The 22,418-nt window shown below is 35.6% G+C and carries 20 protein-coding genes; 15 read left to right on the forward strand and 5 right to left on the reverse strand.

The features are described 5' to 3' along the window. Positions 1 to 353 precede the first annotated feature (353 nt). The 3 genes from HXN26_RS05195 to HXN26_RS05205 all read right to left on the reverse strand — a co-directional run bounded on the left by HXN26_RS05195 (position 354) and on the right by HXN26_RS05205 (position 3,758). Complete coding sequence (locus tag HXN26_RS05195; protein ID WP_273159312.1) at positions 354 to 1,856, reverse strand: class I adenylate-forming enzyme family protein; 1,503 nt, start codon at positions 1,854 to 1,856, stop codon at positions 354 to 356. Continuing rightward, positions 1,853 to 2,689, reverse strand: a complete 837-nt coding sequence (locus HXN26_RS05200; RefSeq protein ID WP_273159314.1) for an SDR family NAD(P)-dependent oxidoreductase — start codon at positions 2,687 to 2,689, stop codon at positions 1,853 to 1,855. The genes HXN26_RS05195 and HXN26_RS05200 overlap by 4 nt, the downstream gene beginning before the upstream one ends. Positions 2,690 to 2,789: 100 nt before the next feature. Then, positions 2,790 to 3,758, reverse strand: a complete 969-nt coding sequence (locus HXN26_RS05205; RefSeq protein ID WP_273159315.1) for a bile acid:sodium symporter family protein — start codon at positions 3,756 to 3,758, stop codon at positions 2,790 to 2,792. A gap of 199 nt (positions 3,759 to 3,957) precedes the next feature. Here HXN26_RS05205 and HXN26_RS05210 point away from each other — a divergent pair, with 199 nt between their 5' ends. After that, entirely contained in the window at positions 3,958 to 4,677 is a 720-nt protein-coding gene (locus HXN26_RS05210) for a transporter (protein ID WP_273159316.1), read from the forward strand. Between the two features lie 360 nt (positions 4,678 to 5,037). Here HXN26_RS05210 and HXN26_RS05215 read toward each other — a convergent pair whose 3' ends face one another. After that, on the reverse strand, positions 5,038 to 5,850 hold the full coding sequence (locus HXN26_RS05215) for a tetratricopeptide repeat protein (RefSeq protein ID WP_273159317.1): 813 nt from the start codon (positions 5,848 to 5,850) through the stop codon (positions 5,038 to 5,040). A gap of 76 nt (positions 5,851 to 5,926) precedes the next feature. Beyond that, positions 5,927 to 6,256: a 2-amino-4-hydroxy-6-hydroxymethyldihydropteridine diphosphokinase gene (locus HXN26_RS05220; protein ID WP_025001012.1), complete on the reverse strand. Its 330-nt coding sequence runs from the start codon at positions 6,254 to 6,256 to the stop codon at positions 5,927 to 5,929. A 246-nt stretch (positions 6,257 to 6,502) separates the two neighbouring features. On the opposite strand from HXN26_RS05220, the gene hflX reads away from it, so the two are divergent. The 14 genes from hflX (at position 6,503) to HXN26_RS05290 (ending at position 22,376) form a co-directional block, all read left to right on the forward strand. After that, positions 6,503 to 7,765, forward strand: a complete 1,263-nt coding sequence (gene hflX, locus HXN26_RS05225) for a GTPase HflX (RefSeq protein WP_273159321.1) — start codon at positions 6,503 to 6,505, stop codon at positions 7,763 to 7,765. 32 nt (positions 7,766 to 7,797) lie between these two features. Further along, positions 7,798 to 9,660, forward strand: a complete 1,863-nt coding sequence (locus HXN26_RS05230; protein ID WP_273159322.1) for a DUF4954 family protein — start codon at positions 7,798 to 7,800, stop codon at positions 9,658 to 9,660. Between the two features lie 17 nt (positions 9,661 to 9,677). Further along, a complete protein-coding gene (locus HXN26_RS05235) occupies positions 9,678 to 12,596 on the forward strand; it encodes a M16 family metallopeptidase (protein ID WP_273159324.1) in 2,919 nt (972 codons plus the stop codon). Positions 12,597 to 12,745: 149 nt separating this feature from the next. Beyond that, entirely contained in the window at positions 12,746 to 14,389 is a 1,644-nt protein-coding gene (locus HXN26_RS05240) for a fumarate hydratase (protein ID WP_273159326.1), read from the forward strand. Positions 14,390 to 14,811: 422 nt separating this feature from the next. Then, positions 14,812 to 15,387: an SMI1/KNR4 family protein gene (locus HXN26_RS05245; RefSeq protein ID WP_273159327.1), complete on the forward strand. Its 576-nt coding sequence runs from the start codon at positions 14,812 to 14,814 to the stop codon at positions 15,385 to 15,387. A gap of 351 nt (positions 15,388 to 15,738) precedes the next feature. Further along, complete coding sequence (locus HXN26_RS05250; protein WP_273159329.1) at positions 15,739 to 15,921, forward strand: hypothetical protein; 183 nt, start codon at positions 15,739 to 15,741, stop codon at positions 15,919 to 15,921. Positions 15,922 to 16,091: 170 nt separating this feature from the next. Next, positions 16,092 to 17,213, forward strand: a complete 1,122-nt coding sequence (locus HXN26_RS05255; RefSeq protein ID WP_273159356.1) for a DNA polymerase III subunit — start codon at positions 16,092 to 16,094, stop codon at positions 17,211 to 17,213. An 84-nt stretch (positions 17,214 to 17,297) separates the two neighbouring features. Further along, complete coding sequence (locus HXN26_RS05260) at positions 17,298 to 18,572, forward strand: PSP1 domain-containing protein (RefSeq protein ID WP_273159331.1); 1,275 nt, start codon at positions 17,298 to 17,300, stop codon at positions 18,570 to 18,572. Continuing rightward, the gene (locus HXN26_RS05265) at positions 18,565 to 19,062 is read left to right on the forward strand and encodes a gliding motility lipoprotein GldH (RefSeq protein WP_273159333.1); all 498 of its coding nucleotides are present in this window, start codon (positions 18,565 to 18,567) and stop codon (positions 19,060 to 19,062) included. The genes HXN26_RS05260 and HXN26_RS05265 overlap by 8 nt, the downstream gene beginning before the upstream one ends. A gap of 157 nt (positions 19,063 to 19,219) precedes the next feature. Next, positions 19,220 to 20,083: a sigma-70 family RNA polymerase sigma factor gene (locus HXN26_RS05270; RefSeq protein WP_273159335.1), complete on the forward strand. Its 864-nt coding sequence runs from the start codon at positions 19,220 to 19,222 to the stop codon at positions 20,081 to 20,083. Between the two features lie 11 nt (positions 20,084 to 20,094). Then, on the forward strand, positions 20,095 to 20,550 hold the full coding sequence (locus HXN26_RS05275; RefSeq protein ID WP_273159337.1) for a hypothetical protein: 456 nt from the start codon (positions 20,095 to 20,097) through the stop codon (positions 20,548 to 20,550). A gap of 29 nt (positions 20,551 to 20,579) precedes the next feature. Then, a complete protein-coding gene (locus tag HXN26_RS05280) occupies positions 20,580 to 21,467 on the forward strand; it encodes a hypothetical protein (protein WP_273159339.1) in 888 nt (295 codons plus the stop codon). A 2-nt stretch (positions 21,468 to 21,469) separates the two neighbouring features. Further along, positions 21,470 to 21,955, forward strand: a complete 486-nt coding sequence (locus HXN26_RS05285) for a S24/S26 family peptidase (RefSeq protein ID WP_273159358.1) — start codon at positions 21,470 to 21,472, stop codon at positions 21,953 to 21,955. A gap of 28 nt (positions 21,956 to 21,983) precedes the next feature. Further along, a complete protein-coding gene (locus tag HXN26_RS05290) occupies positions 21,984 to 22,376 on the forward strand; it encodes a PqqD family protein (RefSeq protein WP_273159341.1) in 393 nt (130 codons plus the stop codon). The last annotated feature ends 42 nt before the right edge of the window (positions 22,377 to 22,418 follow it).

A 22,418-nucleotide genomic window follows, 5' to 3' on the forward strand; every position in this document is an offset into this window, starting at 1 on the left:
GAAAGTCGGGGCTTTGTGCATAAAAAAGAGGATGTATCAATTTTGACACACCCTCTTTTTGATTTTAATCTATCTTGAATCAATTATTGAGGATAGTTGCCCAACAATAATAGCATTTTCATGTTACTTTCTCCCTTACTTTACCACCATTATAAAAGATATAATTACATTTCATAAAAACGTAATTACGTCTACTAAAACTGTAATTACAAATTCAAAAAAAGTAATTATAAATTCAAAAAACGTAATTACAATCTTCAAGAAAGTTTATTAGATTCATATAGCTCTTAATATCAGTTATTTATAATTATACAACAATAGAAAACATGAAATATATCTTTTCGTATTTCACATTATTGCAAAAGGCTACGTTTACCTGTTGATAATATTTTTATTGGCTCAAAACGGAAATGATGAGGCATTTCAGCACGGGACAATTTTTGTTTTAACCAAGCTTTTAAATCAGTTTCATTCAACGTAGCATCTGTTTCCAATTCTACCTGCGCACATAATACGTGACCAAAGCGAGCATCGGTAACAGCGTAAACTATTGCATCAGCAACTAAGGAATGAGTCTTCAACACTTTTTCTACATGTTCAGGATAAACATTTTCACCTCCACAAACAATCATTCTATCGGCTCTTCCTCGATGAAAGAAACGTCCGTCAGACAATTGGAACACTCGATCGCCTGTACTCTGCCAGCAGTTTTGTCGTCCTGTCATAGCCCAACGACATTTCACCCATAAAGTTCCAACACCTTCGGTATTTGTTTCACGCACTTCACATTGCATGCCTCTAATAGGTTTTCCTATTGAAACTTCATCACAATAAACAAGTTGTTCTGGTGTAGCAAGCATAAAAAAGCCCGCTTCAGATGTACCATAAAGATTGTAAAGTACAGGTCCGAGTCGTCCCAAAGTATATTTTGCCAACTTTACATCAAGTCTATCTCCTCCACTTATTATACATTTCAGAGAGCGCATACAAATTTCCGAATCTTCTATTTGCCATAGCCGAGCGAGCATTGCAGGTACCATAGGCATAACTTCAACTCGCTCGGTCGCTACTATCTTCAGAACTTTTTCTGCATCAAAATGGCGCAACAAACATATCTTTTTGCCCATTACAAGTGAGATTATCAAGGTGGCTAAGCCGAATCCATGATAAAAAGGAAGACCAATTAGCACACTCTGATAACTGTCTATATGTAAATCTCTTAACAGTGAGAAAAAAGGTGGAAGAAACTGAACAATACCTGTTTTTCGTGCAGCTTCTTTATAGTTACCGCTCGAGCCGCCCGTCATAACACTAATGTTTCCACCTCGTTTTATATACGGAAGAACAACATTATCGGTAAGTAATTGCTCTTTAATAGTTTCTAATAATGACTCGCAGGAAACCTGAGGACACGTTATATCAATGTTCTCTACTTGTAACAATTCTTTATCGTAGATAAAAAGCGCAAATGGACGACTCATTAATTGCAATAATTGTTCGTTTGAAAGGTCTGTATTCAGTAATTTTACGTTTACTCCTAAACGCGAAAGAGCTGGAAGAAGCAAAGCCGAAACAAGATGGTTGCGACAAAAAAGTGCTACATGTTGTCCACTTCTTAATTGATATTCATGGTAAAGAACATAAGATAACTTCTTTGCAAATGCATAAAAGTCTTGATAATCTATACGTTTATTATCACTTACTACCGCACATTCATGTGCATGATAACGAGCAGCAAAGCGCACAGCAGCCATCATTGTAATACCTTCGTGCAAAAAACAACGAAGCAAACGTATAAAACCACGGGGAGTTATAAGGTGTAAAGACCAAAGTGAACGAAAGAGAGATGATTTCATCGAACTGATTTTTGATAGAAAAAACGAATAATAGGAGCAAACACTAAAGCAATTGGTGCCGTTAAACGAGCCCACCAAGGTTGATAAGAAAAACGATTATTCATAGCTAACCGCAAAAGAATACATGCAGCCTCATCAGCCGAATAAGCAGGTAGGGAATGATAATTCTGATTAGCCATAGACATTTCTGTACGAACCAAAGGCAAATAGGCAACATGAACACCTATTCCTAACCGTTTCCATTCGCTTTCTGCTGTACGACACCAAATATTTGCTGCACATTTTGATGCATGATAAGCCGACCAACCTGGAGCTGGCGGATAAAGACTACTGACGGAAGATGTATAAACTAATTGTCCCTTAGATTGTTGTAAAGCAGGAAATAAAGCCAGTGCCAAAGCCACCATAGAACGATAATTCAAATCTATCGTACGATCGAAGTCATGAAGTCGTTCAGTGGCATCGGTAATCTTTCTATAAATAGATTTTCCTGCATTACAAAAGAGATAATCTACTGTGGGTAGGCCTTTCAAATCATGGCAGAGTTGGTCTAAATCTGCCCGATTACGTAAATCAATTGCACAATAAAAGGCTTGACAACCTATTGTCTTTGCTTCGTTGCACAATTCCAAAAGTTCTGTTTCACTACGAGCCACAAGATAAAGATTTGCCCCAACTTTTATTAATTGCTTTGCCAATGCAAAACCAATACCTTTTGATGCTCCTGTTATCACTATCCATCGCCCTCTAAAATAATGTTGTAATTGGTTTTCGTTAATATCAGGCTTGGGATAGAGTAAGGAAGTACATAGTTTCAAAATGACTTTCTTCATTCTTCATTTATATTTCCATTTGCAAACATACCTTTTATTCTCCGATTATACAAACTTTTGCAGTAGATTATGTATTAAAACAAAAGATTATGCTCTATCACTAATCTCTCTTTTGTGGGTGTCTATCGTAATACCATAGTTCTATACTATTAATAATATTTTGCCAAAGAATGTAACAACCAGGACCAACTGACGACAAAGGATTCAGATAAGAAAAGGCTATCCAAATGGCAAAAGTTGTATTCTTCTGTCCCAAAGCCTGCCCAGACTCAATTGTACTTTCGAAAAAGCGGCCAATAAATCTTCCTATAGCAAATTGTACCAAACAAAGCAGTAGTCCTAAAAGGGCAATATAAACAAGGAAAAGAACAGTAGTATTGGCATGTACTATATTTTTAACAGTGGTTCCTGTTACTATGGTGAGCGTGAAAGCCCAAAAGTAAAAGCCAAGATTGCGCACACTAACTATCCAATTATAAAGTGGTCGTAATATTTGCCAGTGTTTTGTAAAATAAGCTACCACCATTGGTGCAAGCAAAATAAGACAAACACGATTGAGAATAACAAGGAACGAATCTAAAAACCCTACATTCACACTTGGTTCTATCAGTGGAAAACAAGTAGGAATAAGAGCAGCACAAATAAAATTAGAAAGAAATGTATAAGTTGTCATATCTTCAATATTACCTCCTAATTTTTGTGTTACGATAGCAGCTGCCGATGCACAAGGACAAATAATACACGCTAATGAAGATTCCATAAGAATTAAGCTATTCCCTTGCAACTTAAAAAAGAGAATAAAACCCACAACAATAAGCACTAATAGAACTTGAAACAATCCTATCCAAAGATGCCATTGAACAGGAATAAGTTTACGAAAGTCTACTTTGCAGAAAGTTACGTAAAGCATTAAAAACATACAGATTGGCAACAGAAAACCAAATATCGGTTCAAAAACTTCCGATGCAGGAGATAGCAGGGGTATAAAAGCAAACAATAAATAAACAATAACACCCGTAGCAATAGCTACTGGTAACGTCCATTTTTTTAAAATACTTATCAGTCCCACCTTAAATTTTAGCTTGTATAAAATATGTTTTTTATGAATTCTTCTTCAAAAGTACGAATATTTTTAAAAAGAAACATCTATATTTGCAGAATAAATGAAGTAACAAAGGATAATAACACAATAAACTATTTCAATAATTATGGCATATAGCATTAGAGAATTATGGTATAACTTTGCATATACTAACAACATTTTTAAGATGAAAAGGATAACAAATTACAAGATGTTCTTCTTTTTTCTATTGCTAATATTTCCTACAATCGGAATAAATGCACAAGATGATAACAACTTTTCGCCCGATTGTCCAGGGGCAACCACAGGACCAAATATTATGCCTCAATGGAGTATTGATTGGGAAACAGGATTTTCACATGAATGGAATCGTAAAAATGGAGCACACGAACGCACATGGGTTATCAATACTTCAACTTTCAGAATGGGAGTTTCTCCTAATGCTGAAATTCGTCTCCAAATTGACGAAAGCGCAACTCGCACATCAACAAATAATTATATAGGCATCTCTACATTAGCCATTGGAACTAAAATAAAGATTACCGACAGCAAAGGATCTATTCCTAAAATTTCATTTTTAGGAACACTTCTTATACCTGGTAGTAGCCATTCTAATTATCTTCCACAGCATATAGGAATACAGACACATTTACTTTTCGAGAGCGAACTTAACGAATATTTCTCTTTAGGATACGACATCGGAACTGAATGGGACGGGGAAACAAATAACCCAAATATTTTCTTTGGAGCTTGTTTAAACTACCAAGCTACTAATAAACTTAGCTTCTTTATAGAAAGTTATAACTTATATAATTCACAGAAACAGGAAGATTGGGCAAAACCAGGACGTTCAAGCCATTTTAATTTTATGAGCGAAATTGGAGCTGCCTACATGGTTACACCATGATTTCAAGTTAATATGTATGGCGATATCAATTTTAATGAGCCGTCAAAATATGCCAATATAGGTTTAGGTATGGCATGGCTTATAAAGTAAAAGGAATTGGTTAATTAAAATCTTTAGGTAATATAACTAACTTAAGTTAGTATTACAAGTCATTCAGAAAATTATTTAACGTGAATTCGACATAAAAAGATTGTTTGAAAAATTATAATTACAAAATAAAAAAACGTAATTACAAATTTTTATTTTGTAATTACGTTTTCAGTGAAATATAATTATTCTTTTCTAATTAATAATATCGAAATCCACGCCTCCTATTTTACAAACGATTTTTTATTATCATATCCACGCCTTTTTAAGAACCTACTCCTCGACTTTCACTTTGTTTTTATACAAATCTTCAAGATTAATAGGTGCAACATCATCTTGTTTTTTCTTTTGTTTTGCAGGTTTGTCGTCAATTGGTAGTACTGGAGTTTTCTTCTTCTCATCAACCTTCGGTGTTGTTACAATCGGCTTTACAGGTTGAGAAACAATTGGTTTTTCAGTAATTATAGAATCCAATGGAATACTTGCAGCAATAGCACGTAGACTATCTTCTATTACCTTAGCACGTGCAATGCTATCAGCAGCCAATTTTTCGTCAATCTTAGCCTGACATCCCTTGCGCATATTTATTACTTGTACTAATCGAGCTTCTACATCGGTTGCAGTGCGGTGTCTACGGAAAAATTGTTCAGAAAGTACATAAGCATCTCGCGCTTTTTCCCACTCTGAAGCAAACATATAGCACAAGCCAAGTCGATAATATATTTCTCCCTTTTCATTATCATAACAAACTACAAGTGCTTGTTCATAAAAAGGAATAGCTAAGTTATATTCCTGCAAATGAAAATGGCTCTCAGCATTAGCAAAATAATATACCGACCTTTCGTTAGGAGCAAGCATATTAAGGCGCGGGGTTACTTCATCAAGATATTTTGTTGCATCTTTATATTCCCATTCATGGAAATAGCACAACCCTATATAAGCACGGAAACGATCATTTAGCTTGTATCTTTTATCCAATTGCTGGAAAATTAATAATGCTTCATGGTACTTTCCTGAATTAAAATAAGCTACTGCTTTATCTAATTGTACTGGGTCGGGATCTGAATTTTGTGCAGATATAGACAAAATTGATAAGCACATAACACATAAAAGGCAACACAGATGTTGTCTATACTTTAATAAGAAACAATTTTCGTATATATTATTGAAGCCAAACAATCTTCTTAATGTCCTCATCTCCATATCTTATAACATCTAAATCTATTAGCACAATACCCTTTTTATGGTTTTCGTGTGTGTCGCCCATAGCAGTTTCTATCTCTTTTAATTGCTCTACTAGTATTTGCAAGGGGAGCGATGTATTGAAATGTGCTAAACAATTCAAATATTTATCCGAAATAACACCAACAGGTTCAGTCCATTGTGGTTGCGTGAAAGTTATGTCAGCAAACACTGTTTTCAATCTTTTAAAAGCCTCTTTTAAATTCTTCTCTTGCTCGGTATTTGAACCAAGCGATATTGTTATCTCCATTTGGGTATTTATAATAGTCAATACATACTTCCGAAAATGCTTCTACACTCTCTGTACTAACAATATTGTAGCATTTGTTTAACCTTTCAGTCTACAAAATTACGTTATTCCTACATAAAGACACGATAAAGAGCACATTATTTATAAAAAATAACAATTGCAAATAAAAAACGCTGATACCCTTTTCTCGAACTCTTAACTTTTTATTATCTTTGTAGCCACATTATATATAGTACTATTTTTTGAATGAAAGAATTTGTTATATCGGAAGTCAAAGCCGAAACTGCCATACTTGTAGGCCTTATAACACAAGAACAGGACGAAGCTAAGACGAAAGAATACTTAGACGAATTGGAGTTCCTTGCTGATACGGCAGGGGCTGTTACTGTGAAACGCTTTACACAACGTGTCGGCGGACCAAACATGACAACCTATGTTGGTAAGGGAAAACTTGAAGAAATTAAAGAATACATTAAAGAAAAGGAAGACGAAGAAGAGCCTATTGGAATGGTAATCTTCGACGATGAATTGTCAGCTAAACAATTAAGAAATATTGAAAACGAACTTCAAGTAAAGATTCTCGATAGAACATCTCTTATTCTTGATATTTTTGCCATGCGTGCACAAACTGCTAATGCAAAAACACAGGTAGAATTAGCACAATATCGTTACATGTTACCACGTTTGCAACGACTTTGGACTCATCTTGAGCGACAAGGTGGAGGTTCTGGTTCCGGAGGTGGTAAAGGATCGGTAGGATTACGTGGTCCTGGTGAAACTCAATTAGAAATGGACCGCCGTATCATTCTACAACGTATGACTCTGCTAAAACAACGCTTGGCAGAGATTGACAAACAAAAAATAACACAAAGAAAGAATCGCGGACGCCTTATTCGTGTAGCATTAGTAGGTTATACTAACGTTGGTAAATCAACAATAATGAATATTCTTGCGAAAAGCGAAGTATTTGCGGAAAACAAATTATTTGCTACATTAGATACAACTGTGCGTAAGGTTGTATTGCAAAATCTTCCTTTTCTCTTGGCAGATACCGTTGGATTTATTCGTAAACTACCAACAGATTTGGTAGATTCATTTAAATCAACTCTTGATGAGGTAAGAGAAGCTGATCTTTTATTGCACATCGTAGATATTTCTCACCCAGATTTTGAAGAACAAATACAGGTGGTAACAGAAACTTTGAAAGATTTGGAGTGTGCAGAAAAGTCATCAATGATAATCTTCAATAAAATTGATAACTATACTTGGAAAGAGAAAGAAGAAGATGACTTGACCCCAATGAGCAAAGAAAACGTTTCGCTTGAAGAATTGAAACGCACGTGGATGGCTAAACTTCACGATGACTGCCTATTTATTTCTGCAAAGGAGAAAGAAAATATTGATGAGTTCAGAGATGTTTTATACAAAAAGGTAAAAGAACTTCACGTACAAAAATATCCTTACAACGACTTCTTATACTACACAGACGTAGAAGAAGGTGTGCAATAATATCACGTTTTATTCATTGTTTCAGAAAAAATATGGCATACAGATCATTAACCGATGAGGAGATATTTGCACTTGAGAACAACAACTGTTGGGCTGAAGATTGGAGCAAAATTGAAGTTGATGAAGATGGTTTCCAGCCTAAATTCCTACATCGTGTCATATTCTACGGAGAAATTCGACTCGGTGCATTCGAAAAGAATGTTGAAGTTTCAAAAGGTTTTTTCAAACATTCGGGTATCAATGATGCCACTTTAAGAAATGTAACCATAGGCAATAACTGCTTAATAGAGAAGATTGGCAACTATATTCACAATTACACAGTAGGAGATGATTGTCTCATTGCGAATGTTTCTGTTATGGAAACAACCGAAGGTGCAACCTATGGACAAGGTAATGTTATCTCAGTATTGAACGAAGCTGGCGACGGAAACATTATTATGTTCCCTGAATTAAGCAGTCAATTTGCTGCCCTTATGGTAAAACATTTTAAGGATAAAGACTTAAAAAATGCTATTCGCCGATTGGTTTCAGAAGAAATTGCACGTCTTACACCAGTAGTTAGTACTATAGGAAACAATGTTAAGATAGTAAATTCAAAGGAAATTACAAATACTATTATTCATAATGACTGCGAAATTTCGGGAGCAAGCAGACTTTGCGATTGCACTATTCTTAGCTCTGAACATGCAAATGTATATATTGGTACAGGGGTTATCTGTGAAAATTCTATCATTAGCGAAGGTTCAAGTATCATCAATAGTGCAAAAATACAAGATTGCTTTATAGGTGAAACTTGCCATATTACGAATGGATTTACAGCTTCGCAGAGTATTTTCTTTGCTAATTCTCACATGGCAAATGGTGAAGCTTGTGCAGCTTTTTGTGGTCCTTTCTCTGTTTCGCATCATAAAAGTACACTCCTTATTGGTGGAATGTATTCGTTCTATAATGCAGGCTCTGGCACAAACTTCTCTAACCACGCATATAAAATGGGACCATTGCATTATGGAACATTAGAAAGAGGTTGTAAAACTGCAAGTGGAAGTCATGTAGTTATGCCTGCAACAATAGGTTCTTTCTCTGTATGTTTTGGTAAAATAACAAATCATCCCAATACAGAAGCACTGCCTTTTTCATATATTATCGCTTACAATGATAAACCTTGCATAGTTCCTGGACGTAATATTGCAACAGTAGGACTTTATCGCGATATACGAAAGTGGCCCAAACGCGATTTACGCCCGCAGAGTTCGCAGAAGAGTATCATTAATTTCGAATGGTTATCACCTTTTACCATAAATGAAGTTGTTCGTGGAAAAAATATCTTAAAGACATTAAAGAAAACAAGTGGTGCTGCTTCTGACTACTATACATATAATGGTTTTTCCATAAAAGCGTCAAGTTTAAATAAAGGTATCCAACTTTACGACGTTGTACTCCATCTTTATATGGGTGAAATGCTGAAGAAAGCTAAACACTTGGGCATGATTTATGAACCATTAGAACAAGAATCATTCAATTCATGGAATGATTTAGGAGGCTTACTTCTACCTGATTTTGAAGAACAACGTATTCTTGAAGATATTAAAAATGGCTGTTTAGAAAATATGGAAGACGTAAATGAACGTTTCCAGAAAATACATTCTGAATATTACAGAAATGCTTGGAACTGGACACAATTTCTTATTTATCAGCACTACGGCACTAAAGATATTTCACAAACCATCGAAGCACAAATCGTAGACGATTATAACAATGCACTAAAAACGTGGATTGATGAAATACGTAAAGATGCAGAAAGAGAATATAATATGGGCGATGTTGATAAGGAAGTTTTGGAAGACTTCCTCGAAAAGCTCGAACAAGAAAACTATAATTTGATAACTAATTTATAAAACATAAATAATGCATTATGATTAAAAACCTTTCTTTTGGAAAAATAGGTTTGTCTTTGCTCTTACTTCTTAGTGTTGTAGGTATAAAAGCACAGATTCGTACCTATGAAAGCGTGCCTAACGACCCAATGAAGACACGCATTTACACCCTGAATAATGGGTTAAAAATTTACATTAGTGTAAATAATGAAAAACCACGTATTCAAACTTACATTGCTGTGCGCACTGGTAGTCGTAACGATCCTGCTGAAACAACAGGTTTAGCACACTATCTCGAACACATTATGTTTAAAGGGACAGAGAAGTTTGGTACTTCTAACTATCAGGCTGAGCTTCCTTATCTGAAACAAATTGAAAATCTTTACGAGGAATATCGACACATGACAGACCCTGCAAAGCGTAAGGTTTGGTATCATAAGATAGACTCTGTGTCTCAGATTGCAGCTCAATACAACATTCCTAATGAATACGACAAGCTCATGGCTGCTATCGGAAGTCAGGGAACTAATGCTTATACATCTAACGATGTTACTTGTTATGTAGAAAATATACCAAGCAACGAAATGGATTCATGGGCAAAAGTACAAGGCGATCGTTTCCAAAATATGGTTATTCGCGGTTTCCATACCGAACTCGAAGCTGTATATGAAGAATATAATATGGGCTTAACAAGCGATGGTAGAAAGTTATTTACAGCTTTGATGGCTAAACTTTTCCCTAACCACCCATACGGAACACAAACAACAATTGGTAGAGGCGAACATCTTAAGAATCCTTCTATCACAAACATTATGAGTTACTACCACCGCTATTATGTGCCAAACAACATTGCAATCTGTTTGTCTGGCGATCTTAATCCTGATGAAGCTGTGGCTACAATAGAAAAATATTTTGGTAGTTGGAAAAAAAGTGAAACTTTAAGTGCACCTCAATATGGTCCTCAACCCAAGTTTACGCAACCTGTTGATACAACTGTAGTTGGTTTGGAAGCAGAAACTGTATATTTGGGATGGAGAGCTGATAAAGGCAATTCTTTGCAATGCGATACATTAAACATTATAAGTGAATTATTAAGTAACAATCGCGCTGGTCTTTTCGACTTAGATTTGAATCAAACAATGAAAGTACAATCAGCTGGTGCTGGTTTTTCTGAATTAACCGACTACTCTATGTTCATTGCAGTAGGTAGTCCTAAAAAAGGACAATCTTTAGAAGAGGTACGTAATTTGTTGCTTGCTGAAATTGAAAAGCTTAAAAGAGGTGAATTTTCTGACGACTTATTACCTTCTGTTATCAACAACTACAAGCGTAGCTATTATAGAAGTCTTGACAACAACCAATTCCGAGCTAAGGCTTTTGTAGATGCCTTTATTAACAATGTTGATTGGAAACAGGAAGTTGGAAAACTTAACCGCATCTCAAAGATGACAAAAGCAGAAATTGTTAGCTTTGCTAATCGTTTCTTCACTAACGGATATGCAATTATAAACAAGGTTCAAGGACCTGATAATACTCTCCAAAAGGTAGATAAGCCAAAGATTACACCAATCCCAACAAATAACGACAAGCACTCTGATTTCTTACAAGAAATTGTAAACCATAAGGTAGAACCTATTAAACCAGTATTTGTTGATTTCAAGAAAGACCTTACTAAGGGTACAACAAAGAAAGGTTGGCCTATCATTTACAAACAAAATACATCGGACGACTTGTTTACACTCTACTTGCAGATTCCATTCGGTCAAGAAAGCGATATTTTGCCAACTTATGCAAAAATGTATATCGACTATCTTGGCACCGATAAGATGAGTAATGCACAGATTAAACAAGAGTTGTATAAACTTGCCTGCGATTATGATATCGGTCAGACCGATGACGAGACTTATTTCAAACTGACTGGCTTAAACGAAAATCTTCCAAAAGCATTAGCACTCATCAATCATGTTATTGAAAATGCAAAAGTTGATAAAGAAGCTTATGCTGCTGCAGTAGATTTGTTGATTAAATCACAAAAGGACGACAAAGCTGATCAAAAAGCAAACTTTAACGCTTTATACGATTATGGTAAGTATGGCTCTTACAATTCAACTCGCAATATTCTAAGCGAACAACAACTTAAGAGCATGGACCCACAAAAGTTATTGAATGTATTGAAAAACTTGAAGAACTACAAGCAAACAGTACTTTACTATGGTCCTTCTTCAATGAGTGAAATTGATAAACTCTTGAGTAAAACTTTTAAAACAAATAAGAAGTTCACGCCATTACCAAAAGAAAAGCGTTATACACTGCAGACAACACCTAAGAACGAAGTTATTATTGCGCCATATGATGCTAAAAATATCTACATGGTTCAATTCCATAACGAGAATAAAGAATGGAATCCTAACGATGCTGCAAAGATTTCACTCTTTAACGAATACTTTGGTGGTGGTATGAATGCTATTGTATTCCAAGAAATGCGCGAAGCTCGTGCCTTGGCTTACTCTGCAAATGCAAGCTATCATATGCCTGCTCGTTTGGGAGATAAGGAATATTTTAACACATACATTATCACACAGAATGACAAAATGATGGATTGTGTCACGCAATTCAACGAACTTCTTAACAATGTTCCAGTGCGCCAAGCTAACTTTGATTTGGCAAAACAGAACCTCTTGAAGAGTCTTGCTTCAACTCGTACAACTAAGTTCTCTATCCTTTCTGCTTATATGGATGCACTAAAGAAGGGTATGAATTGTACTTTGGCAGAGAAGATTTATTACGATTTACCAAGTGTAACCTTCGACGACATTATTAATTTCGAGAAGCAGAACATGGCAAATAAGACCTTCAAGTATCTTATCCTTGGTAATGAAAAGGAACTTGATATGAAGGCTTTAGAGAAGATTGCACCTATCAAGCGTGTAACGACAGAAGAAATCTTTGGTTACTAAACCAAAATAGTGCCTTGCATACAGAATTACATCTGTTTTGCGAGGCCGAAACAAAAACATTATTTAAACATTAATAGATACCTGACACCATGATTTGTAGAACAATAGAGTTTTACGCATAATGGTGTCAGGTTATTTTTTTTAACACTATGGCTGATTTTAAGTATGCCCCAATGTTTCAATTGGGAAAAGATCAAACAGAGTACAGATTAGTTTCTAAAGAAGGAATTACTGTCTCAAGCTTTGAAGGCAAAGAAATTGTAAAAGTTGCCCCCGAAGCATTAACTTTATTGGCACAAGAGGCTTTCCACGATTGTGAATTCTACCTCCGTCGCGAACATAACGAACAAGTTGCAGCTATCTTGAAAGACAAAGATGCTTCTGAAAACGACAAGTATGTAGCACTCCAGTTCCTTCGCAATGCTGAAACTGCAGCAAAGGGAGTATTACCTTTCTGCCAAGATACAGGAACTGCAATTATCCACGGCGAAAAAGGTCAGCAGATATGGACAGGTTTCGAGGACGAAGAAGCACTCTCTCTCGGTGTTTTCAATACATTTACTCAAGAAAACCTACGCTATTCTCAGAATGCTCCTCTGAATATGTTCGACGAAGTAAATACTAAATGCAATCTTCCTGCACAAATTGATATCGAAGCTACTGAAGGTGCTGAATATAAATTTGTAATGGTAGCAAAAGGTGGTGGTTCTGCCAACAAGACTTATTTCTATCCAAAGACCAAAGCTACCATTCAAAATGAAGGAACTCTTATTCCTTTCTTGGTAGAAAAAATGAAGAGTCTTGGAACAGCAGCTTGTCCACCCTACCATATTTGCTTTGTTATTGGTGGAACATCAGCCGAAAAGAACTTGCTCACAGTTAAACTTGGAAGTATCAAATACTACGATGCACTCCCAACAACAGGTGATGAAACTGGTCGTGCATTCCGCGATATCGAATTAGAAAAGAAATTACTCGAAGAAGCATACAAGATTGGACTTGGTGCACAATTTGGTGGTAAGTATCTTGCACACGACATTCGCATCATTCGTCTACCACGTCATGGTGCTAGTGTACCTATCGGTATGGGTGTTTCTTGCTCTGCCGACCGTAACATAAAGGGTAAAATCAATAAAGATGGTATCTGGTTGGAAAAGATGGATACCAATCCTGGAGAACTCATTCCTGAAGAATATCGCAAACCAGGTGAAGGAACTAAAGGAATAGAAATAGATTTGGATAAAGGTATTGATGCTGTTCGTGCGGAACTTACCAAGCATCCTGTTTCTACTCGTGTAAGTCTGAAGGGAACTATTATTGTAGCACGCGATATTGCGCACGCAAAACTAAAGGCACGCCTAGATGCTGGAGAAGTGTTACCACAATATTTCAAAGATTATCCTGTGCTTTACGCTGGTCCAGCTAAAACTCCAAATGGTTTACCTTGCGGTTCTATGGGCCCTACTACAGCTAACCGAATGGATACTTATGTTGATGAATTCCAAGCTAATGGTGCTTCGCTCGTAATGATTGCCAAAGGTAATCGTACACAAGAAGTTACCGATGCTTGTAAAAAGCATGGCGGTTTCTATCTCGGAACTATCGGTGGTGTTGCTGCAGTTCTTTCACAAAGCAGTATTAAGAGTATAGAATGTGTGGAATATCCAGAACTGGGTATGGAAGCAGTTTATAAGATTACAGTTGAAGACTTCCCTGCATTTATTCTTGTTGACGATAAAGGCAACGACTTTTTCAAGCAATTAAAGCCTTGGACAGGTTGCCCTAAGAAATAATTTTTTAAAATAAGCGGATATATCAAAAAGACTCTGCTTGATATATCCGCTTTTATATTTTATTGCAGAGGTTGCATTTATTTCTTGCCTAATAAAAGAATCTAACACATCTATGAGCTGGATTAACCGTTTTGCTTGAACTTTTGAACAGCATAAGTTTGATATAAAAATTTGCTTGAAAATTTATAATAAGAAAATTCAAAATTATAATTATAAATTTTAAAATTATAATAAGAAAATCCTGAAGTTCTTATTATAATTTTTGAAAACCCAATTTTATTCTTTCGATAGGATATTTCTTCTCATCTAAATTCTCACGTTACAACCATCTAATTCAAATATATTGAGGAAAGAAAAAGTAAAAAGAAATTTACAACCATCTATATTATTTATGAAAATATCATGGGTTGATATCAAAGCAAATGACTACATTTGCAGTTTTGTTCAGCAGTTTGACAACATACAACAGAGAGATGATGATGGTATTTAGAAAATTATCAGAAAATGAAATATTAGAAAGGATAGAACAAAGAAAAATGGAAATAAGGAATTTAGAAAAGTTACCTCCATTAGATAAATTCTATCTATCTTTCATTTCTAAATATGAAGGTATAGAAATTACGCCTGATATTGAGATATTTGAGTACGAGAAAGCATTGAATGAGAATCGCTATATGGCAACTAATTATGAAATCATTAGTAAAAAGGTATGGATAATTGGTGCATCTGGACAAGGCGATGGATGGTTCATAAATAAAGAAAATAATTTTGTTTTATTTTATGATCATGAACAAGGTGAGTATTCAGATATGAACCAATTTACCTGCTTCAATATTCCATTTTATTCTTTCTTACAGATGGCTTTTTTATATCAAGACTTAGAAAAATTGTTAGACAACCAAGAATATGAAGATAAGACTCTGATTGCCAAGTTTTCTGAAGAAATAAATTCCATACACGCAGATTTATATAAAATCTACCCTTATAATTATTTCTGAAAAGAATATACGCTAAATAATGAATAAAATAATTATTAACGCAGGAGAAATATTCTCTATACCTCTATTCACGCCTAAAGATGACTGGAAATTAAAAACAAAGTTGTCGGATAAAGATTTAGATAAAACTTCGCATTTGGTAGAGTTATAAAAACAAGTTCTTCTATTTTAGTTAAAATTTTTAATAAAATAGGTTCAGCTAACACTAATATCCATGAAATAGAAAGTTCTGGGATAATGTTTTCTCCATTACAGATTTTTTAGGATGGAGTCATTAAAAAAAGATGGAGAGTAATAGGAAAAACCGAAAATTACGATAAATATATTCACTCAAAGTATCAAAATCTAAAAATGGTATTTGGTATTGATGGAGATTTCCGCTTGAGAAATTTCAATACTCAAGAAGAGCTTCCTATTATAAGAGAGGAATTTAAACAATATGAATTTTCAACAGTTTGGTTTCCAATTGATTTAGAAAATAGAATATTGCAACATAATAAAAAGAATGTTCTTGAGAAATTCAACTCTATCTGAACATATTGCTCACCTTTACATACAGCTCGTGAATAGAAGCAATCTCTGAATAGTTCTATTTTTCGACCTATAATTCGCTTTTATTTATTAACTTTGCAATCTAAAGACTTTTGTACAGACAACAAGGTTTAATTGAAGACGCTCAACGTTTTAAGCAACAAGGGGAAGAAATGGATTTTTCGGAAGTTATAGGACAAGAAGAGGTAAAGCAACGACTGCTGAAAATGGCAACGGACAAACATGTTCCGCATGCCTTACTCTTTTGTGGACCTTATGGATCAGGAAAAATGGCATTAGCCATGGCATTTGCAAGTTATCTTCTCGAAACATCTTCAACATCGCCTGAAAATACGAAAGCAATGCTTAAGAAATGGGAACATCCCGATCTTCACTTTACTTACCCTACAATAAAGTTGCCGAATACAAGCTCTGAATATCAGCCAGTAAGTAATGATTTTGCTAAGGAATGGCGCAAAATGATAATGGAAGGAACCTATTTCAACATTCGTAAATGGATGAATGAAATGGGAGCGACAACACAGCAAGCTATTATTACCGGTGCAGAAAGCGACAGCATTTCAAGACAACTTGCACTGAAATCAAGTCAAGGTGGCTATAAAATTTCTATTATATGGCTACCCGAACGAATGAACCTGACTTCGGCAAACAAGATTCTAAAACTTTTAGAAGAACCAACAGAAGGAACTGTATTCCTAATGGTAAGCGAAGAACCCGAAAAACTTTTGGCTACAATTGTCAGCCGAACACAACGTATTGACGTAAAACGCATAGACGATGCTGATATTGAAAAAGCATTGATTGAACAACGTGGTTTGGACGAAGACATTGCTCATCGTATTGCAAGACGTGCAAGAGGTAGTTGGCTGCATGCAATAGAAGAATTAAGTAGCGACAATGAATCAAAAGAATTCCTACAACTCTTTCAGCAACTTATGCGTTCGTGCTATATGCGCGATATCAAAGCATTAAAACAATGGAGCGAATCAGTAGCAACATTTGGTAGAGAGAAAGAAAGACGTATGCTGGTTTACTTTCAACAACAAGTAAGAGAAAATTTCATGTTCAATTTCCGCAACCCAGAACTTGTATACATGTCGTTGGAAGAAGAAAACTTTGCCAAAAATTTCTCGCGTTTCATTAACGAAAAAAACATAATAGAAATAAACGAACTATTTGAAAGATGTCACAGAGATATAGGGCAAAATGCCAATGGAAAAGTCGTATTCTACGATATGGCATTGAAAATGATAGTTCTAATTCTAAGAAAATAATATTCGTACATTTCAAACAATATATATACCCTTGTGGAAATACCAAAAAAGGTTTTCAAAAAAGCAAGGTCTCAAAATTAAACAATGAACTATAAAGATATGAAATTTAAGATGTGGACAGGCTGCGACCGCGGTTTGTGCCATCAAGCATGTGGACGTTCTGACAAACAGTTGAATACTTTCGACTGGTTAGAAGATATTCCTGGCAATACAGATACAACCGACCTTGTAGAAGTGCAATTTAAAAACACACGCAAGGGATATTACCACAATGTTAACAATATAGACTTGCATAAAGGAGATATTGTTGCAGTGGAAGCAAATCCTGGACACGATATCGGAGTAGTTACACTTACAGGAAGGTTGGTGAAACTACAGCTGAAAAAAGCTTGCGGTATTAAATCGCCAGAAGACATTAAGCGTGTTTACAGAATTGCAAGAGAGGTTGACATGGAAAAATACAAGGAAGCCAAAGCAAGAGAACACAGCACGATGATAGAAAGTAGGCAAATAGCTAAAAACTTGAATCTGCAAATGAAAATAGGTGATGTGGAATATCAAGGAGATGGTAATAAAGCCATTTTCTACTATATTGCTGATGAACGTGTAGACTTTAGACAACTTATTAAAGACCTTGCAGCAGCTTTCCATGTACGTATTGAAATGAAGCAAATAGGTGCCAGACAAGAAGCTGGACGTATTGGCGGAACTGGTCCTTGCGGTAGAGAACTTTGTTGTGCAACATGGATGAAAAACTTTTCAAGTGTTTCTACTAATGCGGCACGATGCCAAGATATATCACTTAATCCCACAAAGTTAGCTGGTATGTGTGCTAAGTTGAAATGCTGTCTCAACTATGAGGTAGACGAATATATGGAAGCAAGCCGCAGACTCCCAGGAAAAGATGTTCATTTACATACAATGGATGCAGAATATTTCTTATTCAAGACTGATATTCTAAATGGTCTATGTACATATTCTACCGATAAGAATTTGGCAGTAAACCTTGAAACTATTTCTGTAAAACGTGCTAAGGAAATTATAGAAATGAATCGTAAAGGTGAAAAACCATTGTCGCTGTTGAACAACGGACAAGCAAAACCAGCAAAGAAACCTATTGACTTGTTGGCTGAAGCAGACCTTAGTCGTTTCGATAAAGAAAAAACAGGTAAAAAGAATAATCGTAGAAACAATAAAAAGAACGGACAGCCTCGTAATCAAGAGAATAAACAGCAAGGAGCAAGTTCAAACGAACAGAATAAGCAGCAACGTCAGCACAGAAATGGGAAGTTTGGTAAGCGTCCATCACATCAAGGCAATCAGCAACCTAAAACATCTAACAACAACGAAAATGAATAGGAAGCTACTTTCCTTTTCGCATATCATTACATTATTTATCGTTGTCATAATAGTGACAGCGTGTAATGATGCTCGTACATACGACAGCTATAAATCTTTGCCAAGTGATGGATGGAAACGAAACGACACGGTAATGTTCAACATTCCTTGCCAAGAGGAAGGAATGTATAATATGGACTTAGGGATTAGGGCATTCCAAAGCTATCCATATAAAAGTATTACGCTCATCATAGAACGCACCATAATACATAAACAAAAAAAGAAACAAACAAGTAATAGTTACCAGGATACTGTAATCTGTAACATCATAAATGATGATGGTAGGTTAGTTGGGAAACGAGGTATTACAACAAGTGAAATTGAACAACGCATTGCCCTTTTCCCCTTACAAAACCACGATTCTCTTCATGTTTCTGTGCGCCATATCATGAGCAAGGAGCAACTACCAGGAATAAGTGATGTGGGAATACAAATTGTAAAACGGAAATAAATGGAATATATGAAGAGTAAACAACTTTATTATATAAAGGTAGAACTGACATAACTCTTCTAAAAAGGCGTTAAAATCATAGATTATTCTATATTTCTTTGCTCAACTCGTTGATTTTATGTAAATTTGTCCATCCTAATGTCAATCAACCTTACAGATGAGACAACTGAAAATCACCCAGTCGATTACAAATCGAGAAAGTACGGCACTCGAGAAATATCTTCAAGATATAAGCCACGAAGATCTTGTGAGCTTAGACGAGGAGATTGAGTTAGCACGGAAGATTAGAGAAGGCGACACGAAAGCTCTTGAAAAATTGACGAAAGCCAATTTACGATTTGTCGTCTCAGTAGCAAAGCAGTATCAGAATCAAGGCTTATCCTTATCCGATCTTATCAACGAAGGAAATTTGGGACTGATAAAGGCTGCCAAGAAATACGATGAGACAAGGGGATTTAAGTTTATTTCGTATGCTGTATGGTGGATTCGACAAAGCATTATGCAAGCAATTTCTGAACAAAGTAGACTGGTTCGTGTACCAATGAATCAAATGGGTTCAATACATAAACTGCGTAAAATTGTTCAACAGTTCGAACAAGAACATCAACGTTTACCAAGTATTGATGAAATGACTGAACAGGTGGATTTACCTAAAGAGAAAATAATGGAATTAATGTCCATGATTACGAAAAAAGTATCAATGGACGCTCCCATTACTTCAAACGAAGAAGGTAATTTACTTGATATTTTACCCAACAAGAATTCTCCATCTGCTGACGAAAAATTGTTGGAAGAAGGACTTAAAAAAGAGATTGAGCGAGCATTAGTAGCATTACCTGAGCGCGAGCAAATCATTCTTCGAGGATATTTTGGTATTAATCAACGAGAAATGTCTCTTGAAGAGATTGGCGAACAAACAGGACTGACACGTGAGCGCGTGAGACAACTAAAAGAAAAGGCTATAAAACGTTTGCGCCACAATGCGAAAAGCAACTCGTTAAAAGGATATTTAGGAAAATAAAAACAGAGAATATGAAATACTACAAATTTGTTTTAATAGCAGTAATGCTATTGGGTCTTACAACTACCATAATAGCAAAAGACTCTTACAAAGCAGCAAAAGTCTATATGTTCGGCTTTTCAGCATCGTTCAATGACTCTACTGTATACTTCACCGATATACAAGCTGTGGATGCTTTCATTGAAAATAACCGAGCGCATTTCTTGGTAAACAGAGAAGAATATTCATACCAACTTCGCTATTATATGGAAAGTCTGCCAAAAAGCAACTATCCAACTTGTCTAGTTGTATATGCTTTAACTCAAAAACAAGCTATGAAAAAGTATTTACAACTACAAGAGAAGTACACAAAAAAGGCTAAACAAAAGTTTATTATCAATTCAATTCCATCATCACAATTTAGTTTTAAAACAGTACTACCCGATGAATTGAGAAAGGATTTAATACGACAACAAGCTGCAACATAGATCGAAAAATAAGGTAAGCTGTAAATAAGATGCAAACATACAACTTTAAAATAGCAGAACTAAATATCCGCATTATCTTTGCCGAAAGCAAAAAAAACAGCATAAAATTATTGCCTTCGTTTGCACCATTTAGCACGGAAGAATGTGATGGAGAATTATTTTTTCAGCTGACTGTTTACGACCAATTATCAATAGTTCCCAAAGAAGAAAGAAAACGCATACGTAATTTTGATACGGGAAACGGCGATACAATTGTCGATAAATTAGAAAATGGCGGCTACCAATATATTATTAAGGATATAACTGGTGCTGATTGCTGTTTGCTTATCACTAATAAAGACTTTTCAGACTGCCGTTGTGCACTTAATGGTAACTACAATATGCGTAGCTTTGGACTGAATAATGCTCTCATGTTGATATATGCTTTTGCTGGTGCATACAAGCAAACTCTATTGATACATGCTTCATTAGTTCGTAACAATAACTTTGGTTATGCATTCATAGCAAAGAGCGGTACCGGGAAATCTACGCAAGTAAGTATGTGGCTAAGACACATTGAGGGTTCTGACCTTATGAACGATGACAATCCCATCATTCGAAATATTGACAATGAGTTTTGGATTTTCGGTAGTCCATGGAGTGGAAAAACTCCTTGTTATAGGAACGTGAAAGCTAGATTAGGTGCTATTACGCGCATAGATCGTGCTACTACCAATTCTGTAGACAAGCTCCCCCCTATTCAAGCATTCGCTTCGTTGCTTCCATCATGCTCGAGTATGAAATGGGATTCTGATATTTATAATGCAGTTTGCGACACCATAACAAAGATTGTAGAAACAACAGGAATCTACACATTGCATTGTTTGCCTAACAAAGAGGCAGCTGAAGTGTGTTGTAAGGCTATAAGCAAAGTATAATGATGCCCACAAATAGTACAGAAACAACCAAAATTCAATTTGAGAATGCTGTTTTCTTACCAGAGATAGTAAGAATGCTGAACGAGGGACACACTGTGACACTTACTTTACGAGGCTATTCTATGCGCCCTTTCTTAGAAAATTGCCGTGACAAAGCCTTGTTTATAAAGCCTTCTAGGATTAATGTTGGTGATCCTGTTTTGGCAGAAATAGCTCCTAAACACTTTGTGTTACATCGCATTATTGCTATTGATGGAGAGGCTATTACTTTATTAGGAGATGGTAATCTTACTCCAGAATATTGTCAAAAGAAAGATATTGTAGGTGCTGTTATTGGTTTCTATAGAAAGGGACGAACGACCTTAGACCGTACAGATGGTAGAAAATGGCGCTATTATAGCTATATATGGACAGGTTTAAGACCTATACGACGCTATCTACTGGGTGTTTATCGAAAAATATGGATTCCACTTTTCGGAGTCATTTAAATAGGATAATAAATAAAAACTATAAGAAATGAAAACAAAAATAGGTTTCAACCTTCGCCAAGTTTGTGGCGAAAATATTATAGTAGCTGAAGGCGAAGAGAATATAGATTTCAGTAATATCATCTCAATGAATGAAAGTTCGGCTTTTCTTTGGAAGGAAGCGCAAAAGATGGGAAGTTTTACCATAGCAGATTTGGTACATATTCTTACAAACGAATACGAGGTAGACCAAGCTACAGCAACTGCTGATGTTACAAAACTAACAGCTCAATGGGGAGCTTCTGGAATTCTTGAAGGTGATGATATACCTGTGCTTGAAGTAGAAGATACATCTACGGAACTTTCAGAAACACCTACTACTGTAAACGAAACAACTGAAAAGACGGAAAAAAAAGGATTCTTTAAGAAACTATTTAGCTAAAGAAGATATTAAAAAGGAGACATTCAATTTCTGATATGCCTC

The organism is Prevotella aurantiaca (assembly GCF_015262605.1).
Taxonomy (GTDB): Bacteria; Bacteroidota; Bacteroidia; order Bacteroidales; family Bacteroidaceae; genus Prevotella; species Prevotella aurantiaca.

Bases quoted from the DNA above. Each gene is read 5' to 3' on its own strand.
- HXN26_RS05195 (WP_273159312.1), bottom strand. From the start codon at position 1,856: ATGAAATCATCTCTCTTTCGTTCACTTTGGTCTTTACACCTTATAACT.
- HXN26_RS05200 (WP_273159314.1), bottom strand. From the start codon at position 2,689: ATGAAGAAAGTCATTTTGAAACTATGTACTTCCTTACTCTATCCCAAG.
- HXN26_RS05210 (WP_273159316.1), top strand. From the start codon at position 3,958: ATGAAAAGGATAACAAATTACAAGATGTTCTTCTTTTTTCTATTGCTA.
- HXN26_RS05220 (WP_025001012.1), bottom strand. From the start codon at position 6,256: ATGGAGATAACAATATCGCTTGGTTCAAATACCGAGCAAGAGAAGAAT.
- hflX (WP_273159321.1), top strand. From the start codon at position 6,503: ATGAAAGAATTTGTTATATCGGAAGTCAAAGCCGAAACTGCCATACTT.
- HXN26_RS05230 (WP_273159322.1), top strand. From the start codon at position 7,798: ATGGCATACAGATCATTAACCGATGAGGAGATATTTGCACTTGAGAAC.
- HXN26_RS05235 (WP_273159324.1), top strand. From the start codon at position 9,678: ATGATTAAAAACCTTTCTTTTGGAAAAATAGGTTTGTCTTTGCTCTTA.
- HXN26_RS05240 (WP_273159326.1), top strand. From the start codon at position 12,746: ATGGCTGATTTTAAGTATGCCCCAATGTTTCAATTGGGAAAAGATCAA.
- HXN26_RS05245 (WP_273159327.1), top strand. From the start codon at position 14,812: ATGACTACATTTGCAGTTTTGTTCAGCAGTTTGACAACATACAACAGA.
- HXN26_RS05250 (WP_273159329.1), top strand. From the start codon at position 15,739: ATGGTATTTGGTATTGATGGAGATTTCCGCTTGAGAAATTTCAATACT.
- HXN26_RS05255 (WP_273159356.1), top strand. From the start codon at position 16,092: ATGGATTTTTCGGAAGTTATAGGACAAGAAGAGGTAAAGCAACGACTG.
- HXN26_RS05260 (WP_273159331.1), top strand. From the start codon at position 17,298: ATGAACTATAAAGATATGAAATTTAAGATGTGGACAGGCTGCGACCGC.
- HXN26_RS05265 (WP_273159333.1), top strand. From the start codon at position 18,565: ATGAATAGGAAGCTACTTTCCTTTTCGCATATCATTACATTATTTATC.
- HXN26_RS05270 (WP_273159335.1), top strand. From the start codon at position 19,220: ATGAGACAACTGAAAATCACCCAGTCGATTACAAATCGAGAAAGTACG.
- HXN26_RS05275 (WP_273159337.1), top strand. From the start codon at position 20,095: ATGAAATACTACAAATTTGTTTTAATAGCAGTAATGCTATTGGGTCTT.
- HXN26_RS05280 (WP_273159339.1), top strand. From the start codon at position 20,580: ATGCAAACATACAACTTTAAAATAGCAGAACTAAATATCCGCATTATC.
- HXN26_RS05285 (WP_273159358.1), top strand. From the start codon at position 21,470: ATGCCCACAAATAGTACAGAAACAACCAAAATTCAATTTGAGAATGCT.
- HXN26_RS05290 (WP_273159341.1), top strand. From the start codon at position 21,984: ATGAAAACAAAAATAGGTTTCAACCTTCGCCAAGTTTGTGGCGAAAAT.